Below are 15,894 nucleotides of genomic sequence, written 5' to 3' on the forward strand. Positions count from 1 at the left end.
GTCAAAACAATAATTATTTTTACAGTAAGCTTTTAATAACAAACCTAACTTGATGAGAAAAAATTTACTAACCCTTTTGGGAGGGGTGCTGCTGCTCTGCAGTCAAGCTTTCGCCCAAAGCAGAGAGGTAACCGGGAAGGTTACTTCCAAAGACGACGGATCATTACTGCCCGGCGTTTCCATTCGAATTGCCGGCACCAACACCGGAACACTCACAGATGATCAAGGCGAATACAGCATCAATGCACGCCCGGAACAAACACTCGTTTTTTCTTTTGTCGGCTTCCTCAATCAGGAGCTGAAAGCACCCGCCTCCGGAAAACTGGACGTGGTCATGACGCTTGATGAACTGGCGTTAAATGAAGTGGTAATCACTGCGGGCGGTCTTACCGCACAACGCCGCGAATTGGGCAACCAGTCCACTACCGTGAAAGCCCAAGATATTGTTCAGGGAAAACCGATCAGCGTCGCAGCCAGCCTTGCCGGACGCGTGCCAGGATTGCTGGTGATGGGTGTGAGCAGCGGGGTGAATCCCAATTATCGCTTAGTATTGCGCGGTAACCGTTCCCTCACCGGTAATAACCAGGCATTGGTCGTGATCGACAACATTATCTCAACCAATGACATCCTGGGTAACCTGAACCCGGAAGATATTGAGGACATTCAGGTTCTGAATGGCGCTGGTGCAGCCGCACTATACGGTTCAGATGCTTCCAACGGGGCCTTAATTGTTACAACTAAAAAAGGAAAGTCGGGTATAACGCAATTTAGAGTTTCCAACACTACGACACTTGAAAAAGTAAGTTTCCTTCCTCAGCTGCAAAACGGTTTCGGATCAGGAACTACGCCGGATGACGTGCCTACCTACACGCCATACGAAAACCAGCAGTATGGTCCTGCATTCGACGGCTCGATGGTCAATATCGGTAAGCCTTTGCAAGACGGCTCCATCCAGTCTGTTCCTTACTCTTCACAAGATTTCCGTGAAAAGTTCTGGAACACAGGTGTTGCGAACCAAACTGACCTCAGCGTTACGTCGGGAGATGAAAAAGGCACATTCTATTTGTCCGCACAATATTTTGACCAAAAATCAACAGTGCCTTACGAAAAATACAAGCGTTACAGCGTGCGTGCAAACGTGGTCCGTCATATTTACAAAAATTTAACTGCATCATTTAACACAAACTTTATTGCTGGTCGTACCAACCAAAGCAGTGTGACAGGAAGTGCGTATGAAAATCTTTTAATGTCACCCGGTCAGGTGGATGTGACGAAATACGAGGATTGGCGGAACAATCCATTTGCAAATCCGAACGGCTATTTCAACGAATATTACCATAACCCCTACTTCACATTGTCCAACAATCGCTGGGATCAGCGCAATGACTATTTGCAGGGTAATCTGGAATTGAAATGGAATCCTCTTAAACCATTGACATTCACTTATCGCGTGGGCATGAGCGGACGTAATTTGTCAGGTAAGGTTTATACCAACAAATTCACTTTCACAGATTATACTAAGAGCATTTCTGGAAGTTCTAAAACAGACATTGCCGGTCAGGTTGTCGATTATGCAGGTTACACAACGCAATTTGTAAACGACTTTCTGGCTGAATTCAGAACGAATCTCACCCCTAATTTTAACCTAAATGTTGCATTGGGAACAACCGTTCGCGAGAATGCAACAAAGGCAATGGGTGTGATAGCAAACGGTCTGGTGATCGACGGACTTTATAATGTAGGTAACAGCTTGAACCCGCCGATTGCAAATGAAGGGAATTACAAAGCACGCCAGATTGGCGTCTACGGAGAAGCCCGCCTTGGTTTCAAAGAATTCCTTTATCTGCACGTTACAGCGAGAAACGACTGGCGCTCAATCTTGGCTAAGGAAAACCGTTCGTTCTTCTATCCTTCTGCGGATATTTCATTTATCGCAAGCGATGCGATTCCTGGACTTTCAAATTCAGAATTCTTGGAAAGCTTGAAATTCCGCGCGGGTTATTCGCAAGTTGGACAGGTTAACTTAGGTAACAACAGGGATTTTGGCCCTATTCCTTTGAATAACCTGGGTGCTTATTCATTGAACAGCACATTCTCGCAAGGTTTCGGTTATCCTTTTACGAGCGGCGCCGGTTTTGTACTGGATAACACCCTTGTTTCTGCCAACCTGAAACCTGAGATCACAACAGGGATTGAAGGCGGTATCGATTTCGAATTCCGTCCATGGAGCATTGGTGGTGGGGTTACTTATTATAAGACCAACACCGTTGATCAAACGATCACCGTTTTGATCCCAAACTCTACGGGTTATGGATCTTTAAGAACCAATATTGGAGAAGTAGAAAACAAAGGGATAGAAGCAACATTGCACATCACCCCGATTGAAACTGCGTCTGGACTGAAAGTTGACCTGAGTGCTAATTATACTTACAACCAAAACAAAGTCATTTCTCTTTCCGCACAATCCAATGAGTTGAGCATAGGGACTTCCGGCTCTGCTGCAAGGGTTATTGCAAAGGTAGGTCAGCCCTTCCCGCTTCTTCAGGTAACCGATTATAACCGCGACGATCAGGGAAGAATCATTGTTGATGCCAAAACTGGTTATCCGTCTACAAATGGTACATTTAAGGATGTGGGCATCACAAACCCGCCGCATATCCTGGGAATAAATGGAGGTATTACCTTTAAAAAGCTTAGGCTGAATTTGCTGTTTGAGTATCGTAATGGACATTACATCTTCAATTCAGTTTCCGGAGGATTTGACTTTTCCGGTGCTGGTGTCCGCACAGGCTGGTTCAACAGGGATCGTTTTGTCATCCCAAATTCTTCTTACCTAAATGCAGAAGGCGAATATGTTGAGAACACCAACATTGCTGTAAGAAGCGGTGGCGCTGACTTCTGGACTGATGGAACGAGAAACACCAACATTGGTCAAAACTTCACAAACTCTGCTGGTTTTTGGAAACTGCGCGAAGCATCTATTAGCTACGAGCTGCCAGCGGGGTTGCTCGATAAAACAAAAGTCATCAAAGGCGCAAGCATCAGTATTCAAGGAAGAAACCTGTTTATCTGGGCTCCGAAATCAAACCTGTACACAGATCCTGAGTATAGCTCATTGGGTGCAGATAACAACGCGATAGGTTTCACAAGCCTTGGACAAACGCCTCCTGCACGTTACTTCGGTGGCACATTATCCTTAACATTCTAATTCAAACAATAATGAAAAGATATAACATCAGTTGGATGTTGGCAGTGCTTGTCACGGTCCTGTCATCTTGTAGTGATTATCTCGATATTAACACCAACCCTAACCAGGCAACGACCGTACAGCCGCTACTTGTTTTGCCAGCTGCTATCACCGGGTCAGCTTCCGTATCGAACCAATTTAACAGTTATGGTTCACATTTTGGTGGCTACATGGCTAATGCAGGTGGCTTTTCAGGCTTTGGTAACCTATTCAATTATCAGCTGATTCCTGATACCTATAATGCTTTATGGGTAAACACCTATGACAACCTGAATGATTACAAATATGTCATTGATCAGACAGAAGGAGACGATACGCAGGCTTATGCCAATGCAGCTGCAAACATTATGGTTGCTTATAACTTCCAGAAGCTGGTTGACGCATTCGGAGATATTCCTTACACGGAAGCTTTGCAAAACAACGCAAACCTGACGCCGAAGTATGACGACGCGGCGACTATTTATCAGGATTTGGTAACCAGATTGGATGCAGCAATCGCCCTGATCGATGCAGCAGAGTTTCCGCAAGCGCTAAATTCTTCATCAGATCCAATGTTTGGCGGTGACATGGAAGAATGGAAAAAATTTGCTAATACCATTAAGCTCCGCATTCTGGTACGCGTTTCAGGTGTTGCCTCACTTTCCTCTTTCGTAACGACCCAATTTGCGGCACTGGACAAAACACTGGGATTCATTACAGATGACGCGATTGTTAACCCAGGATATGTAAAAGACAAACCAAATCCGGTTTGGAACTCATGGGGATATACCACAACTGGTACGCTTTCCAACTCTTCCCGCATTCCTACCAAATTCGCTTTCGGGTTTTACAAAGGCCAAAAGCTAACTGACGAAGGCAGGGGTTCCGTTATTTACAAAAACTTTGCTACCAATACGCCGGTTAACCAGCTTGGAAACGAGGTTGATGCTCCAACGGTCATTACCAATTATTCCATCTGGTATACCGGCACTTTCAGCAGCTCTTCCAGCATTGGTAATGCACTCGGTGTACTGAAAGGACCAAGCCAGGGACAAGTGCTGATGCTGCTGGCAGAAGCGCAGTTTTTACAGGCAGAGGCAAGGCTGAAAGGTTTTATCACGGGTGACTACGTGGCAAGTTTTGATGCTGGTATCACCGCATCCTATACTTATCTGTACAAAGACGTAACTAGTGTAGTGGCAGCCGGCAAGAACGTAGCTACGGACGTAGCTGGTTACAAAGTTGCTAACGCAGAAAGCTATTTGGTTAACATCAAACTAGCTACAACACCCGCTCAACGTCTCGAAGCAATCATTACCCAAAAATGGATTGCGGTGAATATGATCAATTCAGAAGAAGGTTATAATGAGTTCAGAAGAACGGGCTATCCAGTTACCCAGCCAACCGGGGATGGTTATCAAAACATTGCGTCTTTGCTGTCGACCTCTACGCGCCCAGACAAGCTTCCTTCCAGAATTCTTTACCCAACTTCCGAGCAATCCTACAATGCTGGAAATTACAGAGTGATTAACCCATTTACTGATTTGATCTTCTGGGATCCTAACTGAAAAATTTGATATGAACTATTCAATAAAAATAGCTGGCCTATTCCTGTTTGGGATGGCCATAACATCCTGCCTCAAAGACGATATTAACCTTGATCCGGACAAATCGACGAATATGGTCGAGTTTAAAAATCCGTCCAGCTTTATATCGCCAAGCGGAAGCACGTATTCGTTGTATACCCAGGCTTTTGATCTTGCAGAAGAAAATGAATATCCGATTACAGTAAGCTATTCCGGTGCTCACGTTGCACCTGAGGATATTAGAGTGACCATTGGCCTGGATACTGCTGCAATTACGCAATATAATACGGAGCAAGAAACGCACTTTGATTTAATCACTCCGGATTTATATACATTTCCAGCTGAAGTGGTTATTCCTAAGGGACAGCGTACGGCAGTCGTTCCGATCAAGGTTAAAAGCTCCAAATTTGATTTCAGCAAAGCTTATGTCCTGCCGATATCTATCAGATCAGTTTCAACAGGCACTGTTAGCGGTAACTTTGGAACTATCCTTTTGAGTCTGAATGCGAAAAACAAGTATGATGGGAATTACACTGTTACTGCAACAGCTCCTATGGTTGATAAGACAAACGAATTGCTATCAGGTTATTACCCACTGAATTCCGACCTGCATACAACCGGTGCAAATTCAGTTGTAATGTACTGCATAACTTATTTGGAAGGACTGGAAGGACACCCAATTAAAAGCAAGAATGCTGAAACCGGCGCAATTACAGATTCTTACTATGGAAGCTTTGCCCCTGTCTTTACAATGGATGCAACCGGTAAAGTGATCAGCGTAACTAACTTCTACGGACAGCCAGCCGGTAACGGGCGGTCTGCCAGACTTGATCCGACTGGTGTAAATAAATTTACAGTGAATGCTGACGGCAGCAAAACACTGGAAGTAAAATATGTAATGCAGCAAGCAGGTCCAACTGACAGAACATTCTTCAGTGAAAAATGGACATTCCTTGCACCAAGATAATACACTTCCTTATTACGTAATAGTTTGATATTAGCTGGTCTGTCTCGGGCCAGCTAATTTTTTAACTGATTTTTTTTAACTTTGGTGGTTATCCTATCTGAAATCAATGGAATTTTTAAAAAGCCAGCGCCTTAACAACCTCAAATACGAGATTCGTGGCGCTACGTATCAAAAAGCATTGGAACTGGAAAGCCTCGGTTATAAAATCCATAACCTGAACATTGGTAATCCAGCCCCATTCGGATTTGACTCTCCGGATGAGATTGTTCACGATATTATCATGAATCTCCGCAATGCGCAGGGCTATTCAGATTCCAGGGGATTGTTTGCGGCCAGAAAGGCTGTCATGCATTACACCCAGACAATTGGTATTCAGGATGTTGAGATAAATGATATTTTTATAGGCAATGGTGTAAGCGAGCTGATTTTGCTTTCTATGCAGGCATTGCTCAATCCGGGAGACGAAATATTAGTTCCTTCGCCGGATTATCCGCTTTGGACGGCCGCCATCGCATTAAGCGGAGGCACACCCGTACATTACGTATGTGACGAGGAGTCGGACTGGAACCCGGATCTGGACGATCTGGAAAAGAAGATAACTTCCCGCACAAAAGGCATTGTGCTCATCAACCCCAACAACCCGACGGGCGCTGTTTACGAAAAAGATGTGCTGATCCGCATTGCCAAAATAGCAGAAGAGCACGGCCTCATTATTTTCTCGGATGAGATTTACGACAAAATACTCTACGACGGAGCCGTACATTATCCTATGGGGTCGCTTGTAACGGAAACGCTTTGTGTGACTTACGGCGGACTTTCAAAAAATTACCGTTCGGCTGGTTTCCGGGGCGGATGGATGATCCTGAGCGGCGCCAAACAAAAAGCGAAATCCTATCTTGAAGGAATTCTCCTGCTTGCCAGCATGCGCCTTTGCGCCAATGTGCCTACGCAATATGCCATTCAAACTGCATTAGGAGGTTACCAAAGCATCAAAGAGCTGGTTGTTCCAACTGGCAGATTGCATAAACAAATGAACCTGGTGTATGATCGCCTGACCTCCATTCCGGGCATCACTTGTGTAAAACCAAAAGGTTCTTTGTATGTTTTTCCAAAAATCGATCTGAAAAAATTCGGTCTTAAAACAGACGAACAGTTTGTCTATGACCTGTTAAGCGATCAAAAAGTGCTTGTAGTGGCAGGAACCGGCTTCAATTACATTACCGATGATCATTTCAGGATTGTGTTTTTACCAACAATTGATGAATTGAACCAGGCGATGGACAAGATTGAATTCTTCCTCGAAAACCACCGGATCCTGTCAACCCGGACCGTGGAGGATGTAATCGCCTGAGCGAGCAGACTAAGTAACCGATCCCTATCAGCAGTTATAGTCAAAATAAATGACCATCGAAAATACTAGTGTCCAGGAAGCAAAGCGGCAACGTTTGTTCTTGCTGCTTTGCGGGATATTTTTAACCAATGCATTGATCGCCGAGATCATTGGCGGTAAGATATTTTCGGTCGAAACATTGCTCGGGATTCCGCCAGCGCAACTGCTCATCGGTGGTCAAAGGCTCGACTTCAATATGACAGCTGGTGTTATCAACTGGCCGATCGTTTTTGTTACTTCTGACATTATCAATGAATATTTCGGTAGAAAAGGCGTGAAACGCATTTCCTTTCTGACCGCCTGCTTTATTGCCTACACTTTTATTACAATCCTGGTAGCCACTTTATTGCCGCCTGCCCAGTTTTGGCTGGACATTAACAACACCGACAAAGCCGGAAATGTGTTTAACATTAACGATGCATTTTCAAAGATCTTCAATCAGGGATTGGGCATTATGATCGGATCCATCGTGGCGTTTTTATTGGGTCAGTTACTGGATGTGGCCGTATTTTCGTGGTTAAGGAGAAAAACAGGGAGCAAGTTTATCTGGCTTCGGGCAACAGGGTCGACGATGTTTTCTCAGCTGATCGACAGTTTTGTAGTAATCACCATTGCGTTTTACGTCTTCGGGAATTGGGACCTCAATCAGGTTTTCTCTGTTGGTACAATCAATTATTTATACAAAGGTCTCATCGCAATCCTGCTTACGCCCCTGCTCTACGTTGCGCATTATTTTATTGACAACTATCTGGGCAAGGATTACGCCGAAGAACTTTCCCACAAAGCCGCGCACGAGTAACCTGGCAGCTTTATAGTAGAAATTTAATTAAAGCTGGCGCCTCAAATTATCCAGCATTACAGCCGTTGCGATGCCAACATTGAGCGATTCTGCCTCTCCTACCCTGGGAATTGTAATTTTATTTGTCACAAATTTTTCGACCGTACTGCCGATTCCATTCGACTCATTGCCCATCACAATGTAGCCGCCAGACGGTGAAAACTTGAAGTCATAAAGTGATTCTCCGCCAAGAAAAGCACCGATAACAGGCTCACTTCCGGCATTTTCCGCCAGGTAGGACGTTAGTTCAGTGTAAAACAGGCTCACTCTGGTGAATGATCCTTTGCTGGCCGCGATCACCTTGGGATTGTAGAAATCCGTAGTATCATTGGAACAAATGATTTTTTTGATACCATACCAATCCGCAATCCTGATAATGGATCCCAAATTTCCCGGATCGCGGACATCGTCCAGAACCAATGCATATTCTGATTTTTCAGGAGACAAAAAATCGTTTTGCTTCGTTTTAGCAACAGCCAGGCAAGAATCGTTCGTTTGAAAAGAACCTAAGCCTTCCAGTTCCTGCAACGTGACCGTTTCTGCAATTGTGTTATGCCTGCTTAAAATACTTGCGTATTTTTGTTCAAATTCCTGTGTTGTTAACACGAATTCAATGTTAAAATCGGAATCGAGCAATTCCAGCACACTCTTGGCACCTTCCACAATAAATGATTGATGAAGTTGCCTGTACTTCTTGATTTTAAGCGAGTTAATATACTTTATACGATTTTTTGACAGCATTGAATATTAATTCTAAGATTACATATAGCTGGTATTTTTTCCTGATTTTAGTGGGATTGTCGTCTTGCGCACGAAAGCCCGCCTCCCAGGCCAAGAGCTATTATCTTGGCAATTCTTCTATAAAAGGCAACCAGATCATCAATGACTCCGAGCTGGAAGCATTGATTCCCCAAAAACCCAACAGGCGCCTTCTGGGCTTACCTTTTTTTCCGTATGTTGGCCTTTACCGCTTCGGCGAACTGTTTTATAACCGCGAAGAGAAACAGCGGAAAGTAATTGAAATCACACAAAAATATCAAAATGAATCCCGCTTAAACGAAAATTCTCCACGGAAGCTGGAAAAAATTCAGCGGCGCTATGCGAAAAAACTTGAAAAAGCGCAGACGAGAGTGGATGAGGGAAATTTCTGGATGCGGGTCCTGGGCGAAGCGCCGGTGTATTTTGTGGCCGCCGAAGTTGCCCTGAATGCGGAAAAAATGCAGAAATATCTTTACAACAATGGTTTTTTTGAAGCTGCGGTAAGCTATAAACCCGACACGATATTTAACAGGATCCGGGTTAATTATTTTGTGGCCGAAAAACGTCCGACCATGATCCGCGACATTGAATATCAGGTGCGGAACAATATGGCCGACAGCATTATCAATTCAAATAATAAGAATCCGGCGCTGCAAACCAAAAAGCGATACGATGGAGATTCGTTTGAGGAAGAGCGGATCAGGATCGAAACATTGCTTCGAAACCAGGGTTATCTGGGCTTTTCACGACAGAATATTTCCTACCTGATCAATGACACTATCACCAACGCATCCACGGATAGTTTTTTTAAGTCGGTTGATGTCAAAGTTCGGGTGGATATGCCCGGAGCGATCAAAAATGGCGAGCGTTATAAGATCAATTCCGTTCATTTTGAAGTGTTACCGCCATCGGGATCGACGGCGGATTCGCTCTATGCGAGAAAAGACACGGTCAATTTTCGTGGCATACGTTACACCTTTTCTGATAAAAGATTCGCCACCAGGATTCTGGATAGTAAAATTCAGGTGCGGCCGGGCGCGATTTATAGTCAGCAAAAAGAGCGCGATACCCAGCAGCAACTTTCCCTTACCGACCAGTTTAGGTTTGTAAACTACACTTACACACTTGACTCGTCTGGTCACGGGATCAACAGCTATTTCAAAGTGATCCCTTTGGAAAAATATCAGATTTCGACTGATGTTGGTCTCAATGTGATCCAGCTTCAAGGCGCGCCCGGGCCTTTTGCAAACCTGTCTTATAAGATCAGGAATGTCTTCAACGGCCTTGAAAACTTTGAAGCGAACCTGCGCGGTGGTATCGAACTCGTGCCTGGCTTTTTGGGTAACAGCTCCATTTACCGCAGTGAGGAAATCGGGCTAAACACTTCCCTGACCTTCCCAAGGTTACTTACGCCGGCGAATATGCTCCAAAAGCAAACTGCCAGCTTTAACCCGAGAACGCAGGTTGGATTGGGTTATAACTACGTAAACAGGCCCGAATATACCCGTACAAACGTGAAGGTTGCAATGACTTATTCCTGGCAGCCCACGAATAAGACATTGTTCAACTTATCGCTCGTTGACCTCAACATTCTCAACACGCAAAATATCCGCTCCGACTTCCAGGATTTGCTGGATACGCTTCGTTTTCAAGGAAATAATCTCTATAACAGCTTCCAGAGATCATTTGTATCAGACATCAATTTTAATTTTACTTATAACACAAATTCGCTGATTGGCCCGCAGAAGAATGCGCATTACTTCCGGGTTGCTTTGGAATCGGGCGGAACGTCGTTGAACATCCTTCCTAAGCAGGAAAACCTGATCAAGAATGTGTTTGGAGATGGTTTGCAGTTTTATAAATATGTGCGTTGGAATGCAGATTATCGGCGTTACTGGCCAGCAGGAAGGCGTTCGGCATTTGTTGCGAGGATTAATACAGGTGCAGTTTACAGTTATGGGGACAGCAAAGTGCCTCCCTACGAAAAGTATTTTTTTGCGGGTGGATCAAATAGTCTGAGGGCCTGGCTGCCACGCCGCCTTGGCCCCGGATCGTCACCTCCCAGACTGACATCCAATAACTTATCCATTGAATCTCCGGGAGAGTTTCTTTTGGAAGGAAATCTGGAATGGAGAGGTTTTCTGGCTAAATTTTTCGGTGATATCAACTACGCTTTGTTCATAGACGCCGGAAATGTCTGGAACCTCGGGAGTAATGCGACCGAACTGCAAAAGTTTGAGGCAAATAAATTTTTGAGAGAAATCGCTATCGGAACAGGTTTTGGTATCCGGTATGATCTTTCGTTTTTCATTCTGCGTTTTGATTTCGGGATTAAAGTCTATGACCCTGCCTTGCAGCGATTTGTACTGGATGAACTTGAATTTAACAAGCTTTTCAAGAGGACTCAATCCAATTTCCTGAATGTCAATCTCGGCGTCGGCTATCCATTTTAACCTTTTTTAAGTCAGCTCACAGTATGACAGTTTGTCAGTTTTAACTGAAATCTTTCTATATTTGTGTTCTTGAAACCTGAATTAAGGAGGCTTTGTGCCCTCAGGTTATTTGAATAAATAGGTGTTAAGATCCCTTCCATGGAACATAGAATTGCAGAGACTTTGAAAATATTGACTGAGGAGGACAAAGTTGCCTGCGAGACAGTCCGTATTTCTGAGAATGAACCGGCTTTAAACAAAAAACGGCTCTTTATAGAAAGTTACGGTTGCCAGATGAATTTTGCAGACAGCGAAATTGTGGCTTCCGTGATGCGTGAGGCAGGTTTTGCCACCACTTCCGACGTTGAAAATGCTGATCTTATATTTTTGAACACCTGTGCCATCCGAGACAATGCGGAGCAGCGCGTCAGGACGAGATTAAGACAGCTTAATGTTATAAAAAAGAAAAAACCAGGCACATTAATCGGTGTTTTGGGCTGCATGGCAGAACGCTTGAAGGCCAAGTTGCTCGACGAGGAGAAAATGGTCGACATTGTGACTGGTCCGGATGCTTACCGTGACTTGCCGCGACTGGTGGAAGAAGCCGAAACAGGTCAGAAGGGTGTCAATGTATTTTTATCAAGAGAAGAAACTTACGCAGACATTTCCCCTATCCGACTGAATTCCAATGGTGTTACCGCATTGGTCTCCATTATGCGTGGCTGCGATAATATGTGCAGCTTTTGCGTGGTGCCGATGACCCGTGGCCGTGAACGCAGCCGTGATCCTTTTTCGATTGTAAAAGAGGCGCAAGACCTTTTTAATGATGGTTATAAAGAAGTGACATTGCTTGGGCAGAATGTGGACAGCTATAAATGGCAAGGACCTAATAGTGTTACAGCAATTTCTACGAATGTTGAAACCGCCTCGTCGCAAACGCAGGTGAACTTTGCAAAACTGCTTGAAATGGTGGCGCAGATCAGCCCGGAATTGCGCGTGAGGTTTAGCACATCACATCCGAAAGACATTACGGACGAAGTGCTTTATACAATTAAAAAGTACGATAACATTTGCAAATACATTCACTTACCAGCGCAACATGGCAATAGCCGCGTGCTGGAAATGATGAACCGGACCTATAACCGGGAGTGGTATCTCGAACGAATTGACAGCATTCGCAGGATTCTGGGAGATGAATGTGCTATTTCACATGACATGATCGCAGGATTTTGCAGCGAGACCGAAGAAGAACATTTGGATTCGCTGTCATTGCTTGAATACGTCCGTTTTGACTTTGGCTATATGTTCGCCTATTCAGAACGTCCGGGGACGCTGGCAGCAAAAAAATACCCGGATGACATTCCAGCCGACATTAAACAGCGTCGTCTTGCGGAAATCATTGATATACAACAAAGAATTTCCCTCGAACGCAACCAAAAACTAATTGGCACGGTACAAAAAGTGCTAATTGAAAATACGTCCAAACGGTCTGTGAATGATTTTACAGGACGCAGTGACCAGAACAAAAGAGTCATATTCCCCCGCGAAAACTTCAAAGTAGGCGATTATGTCGACGTTTTAATTACAGACACGACCGCTGCGACACTTCGCGGTTATGCGGTCGAAAAAGTACCAGTTTCATGAATCCAGCTGAAATACAAGCAATAAAGAACCGTTTCGGAATAATTGGTACGTCACCCGGGCTTAATCATGCGATTAATGTTGCTGTGCAGGTTGCTGCCACGGACCTTACTGTGCTGATCACCGGCGAAAGCGGAAGCGGAAAGGAATCTTTTTCCAAAATCATACACAGCCTCAGTTCCCGCAAGCACGGACCTTTCATCGCCATCAACTGCGGTGCCATTCCCGAAGGAACCATTGATTCAGAACTTTTCGGTCATGAAAAAGGCGCATTTACCGGCGCATTGGATTCCAGAAAAGGTTATTTTGAGACAACAAATAGCGGAACGATTTTCCTCGATGAAGTGGGTGAAATGCCGCTGGGCACCCAGGCGCGGCTTTTACGTGTGCTGGAAAACGGAGAATACATTCGCGTAGGATCCTCCAAAGTCCTGAAAACCAATGTGCGCGTAGTTGCGGCAACCAATGTGAATTTATTGGACGCTGTGAATAATGGAAAATTCCGGGAGGACCTTTATTACCGGTTAAATACAGTTCCCATTTACGTTCCGCCGCTGCGTGATCGTGGTGAGGATATTTTGTTGTTGTTCAGGAAGTTTACCAATGACTTTTCCGAAAGATACAGGACAAAACCCGTTAGACTGGACTCGGAAGCACGCGATTTGCTGATGCAATACGCATTTCCGGGAAACATTCGTCAGCTTAAAAACATTGCCGAGCAAATCACCATTCTGGAAACCGATAAAGATCTGCCCATATCGCGGGAAACTTTAAACAATTACCTGAACCCTGTCCAGCCAGCAGGCAGGAAGGCTCTTATCACTTTGCGTTCGGGCGAAGATGCTGCTGGCGGTTCGTTTTCCGAAAGAGAATTGCTTTACAAAGTGCTGTTCGATATGCGCAGGGATATGACGGAACTTAAAAAGCTGGTCCGTAATGTCCTTGAAAATGAAAAATACGGCGGTGAGATCCTTAAAGATCATCAGGAACTGTTCAGTTCACTGAATAATACGGAGCCCGCGAGCCATTCTCATTCACATACGCCTACTCTTGAGCCTGCGCGCTTTCTCCCGCCTGTTCCGCCAAGAACCGTGGATCTGGACCGATATTCGGATGAAAGAAGCGAAATTGAGGATGTTATGCACGTGACTGCAGAAGAAGAATCATTATCGCTTGAAGACAAAGAGAAGGAAATGATCATCAAGGCTTTACGGAAAAATAACAATAAACGAAAATATGCAGCCAGTGCGTTGGGTATATCGGAACGCACGTTATACAGGAAAATTAAGCAGTATGACATTGAAGAATAGAATAGATAGTGTTTTCACAATGCGCGTTTCAATGATTGCCAAACGGTTATTAACCCTCTTTCTTGTCCTGCATTGTTCGATTTTCATGTCTGGCTGTGGGGTTTATTCCTTTACCGGAACCAATTTATCACCTGATATCAAGACATTCAGCGTGCTCAATTTCACGATGGGAACGGCCGGTGGCCCTTCGGATCTGCCGCAAAGACTCACCGAAGAATTGAAGGAATATTTTCAACGGAATACAAGCTTAATCAGCCAGCCGGGAGGCGGAGACCTGGTTTTGGAAGGTTCTATTACGGGTTACGATGTGCTCGCGGCTGCGCCAACCGCCAATGATCAGGCCGGCCTTAACCGATTGAATGTCACAGTCCAGGTTCGGTATACCAATGCAAAGGACGAAACGAAGAATTTTGACCAGTCCTTCACTTACTACGCCGATTTTCCTCAGGATCAAACGCTTAACCAAAACGAGGCGCGGCTTTTGCCCACGATCCGGGAAAATTTAGTGCAACAGATCTTCAATAAATCTGCTGCGGACTGGTAGTAGATTATCCTTTTGCCTAACTTCATTTTTTATTTCCCAAATTTTAAGGTCAATATGTCCCTCATTGAAAAGGAAGCATTTAGCAATCTGGTAAAACATCCGAATGCTGCTGGCGCGGAAGTGATCACGGCGCTTGAAGCGACTATTAAGGCGTTTCCGTATTGCCAGATTTCCTATTCTTTATTGGCGAAAGCATCCAGCGTGGCCGGAACTGAAAAACTCGAAGAAGCGAGACCACGCGCCGCAGCCTACGCATTAAGCCGCATAGCTTTACAGCAACTTGTTGAAAGTGACACCGAGCGTTACGACGCGACGGTCAACATTGAGGAAGTGATCGAGGCGCAGGAAAAATCTGTTCCGCAAAATGGTGAGGATATCCTGATCAGCATTGTGGAGCAGGAAACGGTTGTTACACCGAATCAGAGATCCGACGAGCAGAAAAGACAGCAGCAGATCATTGAGGGTTTCATGAAAAAGAACCCGCGGATCATTCGCCAGGAGAACAATCTGGAGCCCGTTGCCATTGATGTCAGCGGCAGAGTTGCCGAGTCCGGAGCCGGAAGCATTGAAACCGAAGCTTTTGCAAAAATTTTAGTGCGCCAAGGTAAAATTGAGAAGGCAATTGACCTCTATCAAAAATTGATCTTGAAAAAACCAGAAAAAAGGAATTACTTTGCGAAAAAATTAAGCGAATTATATCGTATGAACTGAAAAGTTTAAAACATATTCAGTCATTCGCTCATTCAGTCATTCAATCATTAATAAATAGTCATAAAGCATGTATTTGGGTTTAATTATCTTGGTTGCGATCATCGCTGTTTTGTTGATCCTAGTTGTGTTGGTACAAAATTCAAAAGGAGGAGGACTTTCCAGCGAGTTTAGCGGAGCAGGAACTACCCAAATGTTTGGTGTTAAAAAGACAACCGATTTACTGGAACAAATCACCTGGGGACTTGCAGGAGGTGTTATTTTAATCTCCCTGGCATCCTACATTATCGTTGGCGGAAGCGCACAAACTGGCGGTATTAACAGTGTCAATGTGGACAAAGCACAAAATACAGTAATTCCAGGCGGTAACATCGCTCCTGCACCGGGAGCAGCTGCTCCTGGCGCAACGGCTCCGGCGGCAGGCGAGGCAACTACTCCTTCTGCTACACCAGCTGCACCTGCGGACAGCTCGAAATAAAATAATTAAGGCATT

The 15,894-nt window shown here is 44.7% G+C and carries 12 protein-coding genes; 11 read left to right on the forward strand and 1 reads right to left on the reverse strand.

Features of this window, described 5'->3' with window-relative positions:
* Positions 1 to 52 precede the first annotated feature (52 nt).
* From B5X68_RS15355 to B5X68_RS15375, 5 genes are all read left to right on the forward strand, one after another.
* The gene (locus B5X68_RS15355) at positions 53 to 3,208 is read left to right on the forward strand and encodes a SusC/RagA family TonB-linked outer membrane protein (RefSeq protein ID WP_141110312.1); all 3,156 of its coding nucleotides are present in this window, start codon (positions 53 to 55) and stop codon (positions 3,206 to 3,208) included.
* Between the two features lie 11 nt (positions 3,209 to 3,219).
* The gene (locus B5X68_RS15360) at positions 3,220 to 4,794 is read left to right on the forward strand and encodes a SusD/RagB family nutrient-binding outer membrane lipoprotein (RefSeq protein WP_082215625.1); all 1,575 of its coding nucleotides are present in this window, start codon (positions 3,220 to 3,222) and stop codon (positions 4,792 to 4,794) included.
* Positions 4,795 to 4,804: 10 nt separating this feature from the next.
* Positions 4,805 to 5,779: a DUF1735 domain-containing protein gene (locus B5X68_RS15365; RefSeq protein ID WP_082215626.1), complete on the forward strand. Its 975-nt coding sequence runs from the start codon at positions 4,805 to 4,807 to the stop codon at positions 5,777 to 5,779.
* A gap of 106 nt (positions 5,780 to 5,885) precedes the next feature.
* On the forward strand, positions 5,886 to 7,130 hold the full coding sequence (locus tag B5X68_RS15370) for a pyridoxal phosphate-dependent aminotransferase (RefSeq protein ID WP_082215627.1): 1,245 nt from the start codon (positions 5,886 to 5,888) through the stop codon (positions 7,128 to 7,130).
* A 49-nt stretch (positions 7,131 to 7,179) separates the two neighbouring features.
* Positions 7,180 to 7,968, forward strand: coding sequence for a queuosine precursor transporter (locus B5X68_RS15375; protein WP_082215628.1), 789 nt, complete (start codon positions 7,180 to 7,182; stop codon positions 7,966 to 7,968).
* A 27-nt stretch (positions 7,969 to 7,995) separates the two neighbouring features.
* Here B5X68_RS15375 and B5X68_RS15380 read toward each other — a convergent pair whose 3' ends face one another.
* Entirely contained in the window at positions 7,996 to 8,748 is a 753-nt protein-coding gene (locus tag B5X68_RS15380; RefSeq protein WP_082215629.1) for a TrmH family RNA methyltransferase, read from the reverse strand.
* Between B5X68_RS15380 and tamL the strand changes: the two genes are divergently transcribed.
* The 6 genes from tamL to secG all read left to right on the forward strand — a co-directional run bounded on the left by tamL (position 8,748) and on the right by secG (position 15,879).
* Entirely contained in the window at positions 8,748 to 11,219 is a 2,472-nt protein-coding gene (gene tamL, locus B5X68_RS15385; RefSeq protein ID WP_445447087.1) for a translocation and assembly module lipoprotein TamL, read from the forward strand. The genes B5X68_RS15380 and tamL overlap by 1 nt on opposite strands.
* 138 nt (positions 11,220 to 11,357) lie before the next feature.
* The gene (gene miaB, locus B5X68_RS15390) at positions 11,358 to 12,842 is read left to right on the forward strand and encodes a tRNA (N6-isopentenyl adenosine(37)-C2)-methylthiotransferase MiaB (protein ID WP_082215630.1); all 1,485 of its coding nucleotides are present in this window, start codon (positions 11,358 to 11,360) and stop codon (positions 12,840 to 12,842) included.
* Positions 12,839 to 14,149: a sigma-54 interaction domain-containing protein gene (locus B5X68_RS15395; RefSeq protein WP_082215631.1), complete on the forward strand. Its 1,311-nt coding sequence runs from the start codon at positions 12,839 to 12,841 to the stop codon at positions 14,147 to 14,149. The genes miaB and B5X68_RS15395 overlap by 4 nt, the downstream gene beginning before the upstream one ends.
* Positions 14,133 to 14,693: an LptE family protein gene (locus B5X68_RS15400; protein WP_374754820.1), complete on the forward strand. Its 561-nt coding sequence runs from the start codon at positions 14,133 to 14,135 to the stop codon at positions 14,691 to 14,693. The genes B5X68_RS15395 and B5X68_RS15400 overlap by 17 nt, the downstream gene beginning before the upstream one ends.
* Positions 14,694 to 14,747: 54 nt before the next feature.
* Positions 14,748 to 15,404 carry a DUF8458 domain-containing protein gene (locus B5X68_RS15405; protein ID WP_082215632.1) on the forward strand — a complete coding sequence of 219 codons (657 nt, stop codon included), beginning with the start codon at positions 14,748 to 14,750 and terminating at the stop codon, positions 15,402 to 15,404.
* A 67-nt stretch (positions 15,405 to 15,471) separates the two neighbouring features.
* A complete protein-coding gene (gene secG, locus B5X68_RS15410; RefSeq protein ID WP_082215633.1) occupies positions 15,472 to 15,879 on the forward strand; it encodes a preprotein translocase subunit SecG in 408 nt (135 codons plus the stop codon).
* Positions 15,880 to 15,894: the final 15 nt, after the last annotated feature.

Origin of the sequence: Dyadobacter psychrophilus (genome assembly GCF_900167945.1) — a bacterium.
GTDB classification, from domain to species: Bacteria; Bacteroidota; Bacteroidia; order Cytophagales; family Spirosomataceae; genus Dyadobacter; species Dyadobacter psychrophilus.

What these genes read in the sequence shown, in the direction of transcription:
- B5X68_RS15355 (WP_141110312.1), top strand. Translation starts at nt 53, where the DNA reads ATGAGAAAAAATTTACTAACCCTTTTGGGAGGGGTGCTGCTGCTCTGC.
- B5X68_RS15360 (WP_082215625.1), top strand. Translation starts at nt 3,220, where the DNA reads ATGAAAAGATATAACATCAGTTGGATGTTGGCAGTGCTTGTCACGGTC.
- B5X68_RS15365 (WP_082215626.1), top strand. Translation starts at nt 4,805, where the DNA reads ATGAACTATTCAATAAAAATAGCTGGCCTATTCCTGTTTGGGATGGCC.
- B5X68_RS15370 (WP_082215627.1), top strand. Translation starts at nt 5,886, where the DNA reads ATGGAATTTTTAAAAAGCCAGCGCCTTAACAACCTCAAATACGAGATT.
- B5X68_RS15375 (WP_082215628.1), top strand. Translation starts at nt 7,180, where the DNA reads ATGACCATCGAAAATACTAGTGTCCAGGAAGCAAAGCGGCAACGTTTG.
- B5X68_RS15380 (WP_082215629.1), bottom strand. Translation starts at nt 8,748, where the DNA reads ATGCTGTCAAAAAATCGTATAAAGTATATTAACTCGCTTAAAATCAAG.
- miaB (WP_082215630.1), top strand. Translation starts at nt 11,358, where the DNA reads ATGGAACATAGAATTGCAGAGACTTTGAAAATATTGACTGAGGAGGAC.
- B5X68_RS15395 (WP_082215631.1), top strand. Translation starts at nt 12,839, where the DNA reads ATGAATCCAGCTGAAATACAAGCAATAAAGAACCGTTTCGGAATAATT.
- B5X68_RS15400 (WP_374754820.1), top strand. Translation starts at nt 14,133, where the DNA reads ATGACATTGAAGAATAGAATAGATAGTGTTTTCACAATGCGCGTTTCA.
- B5X68_RS15405 (WP_082215632.1), top strand. Translation starts at nt 14,748, where the DNA reads ATGTCCCTCATTGAAAAGGAAGCATTTAGCAATCTGGTAAAACATCCG.
- secG (WP_082215633.1), top strand. Translation starts at nt 15,472, where the DNA reads ATGTATTTGGGTTTAATTATCTTGGTTGCGATCATCGCTGTTTTGTTG.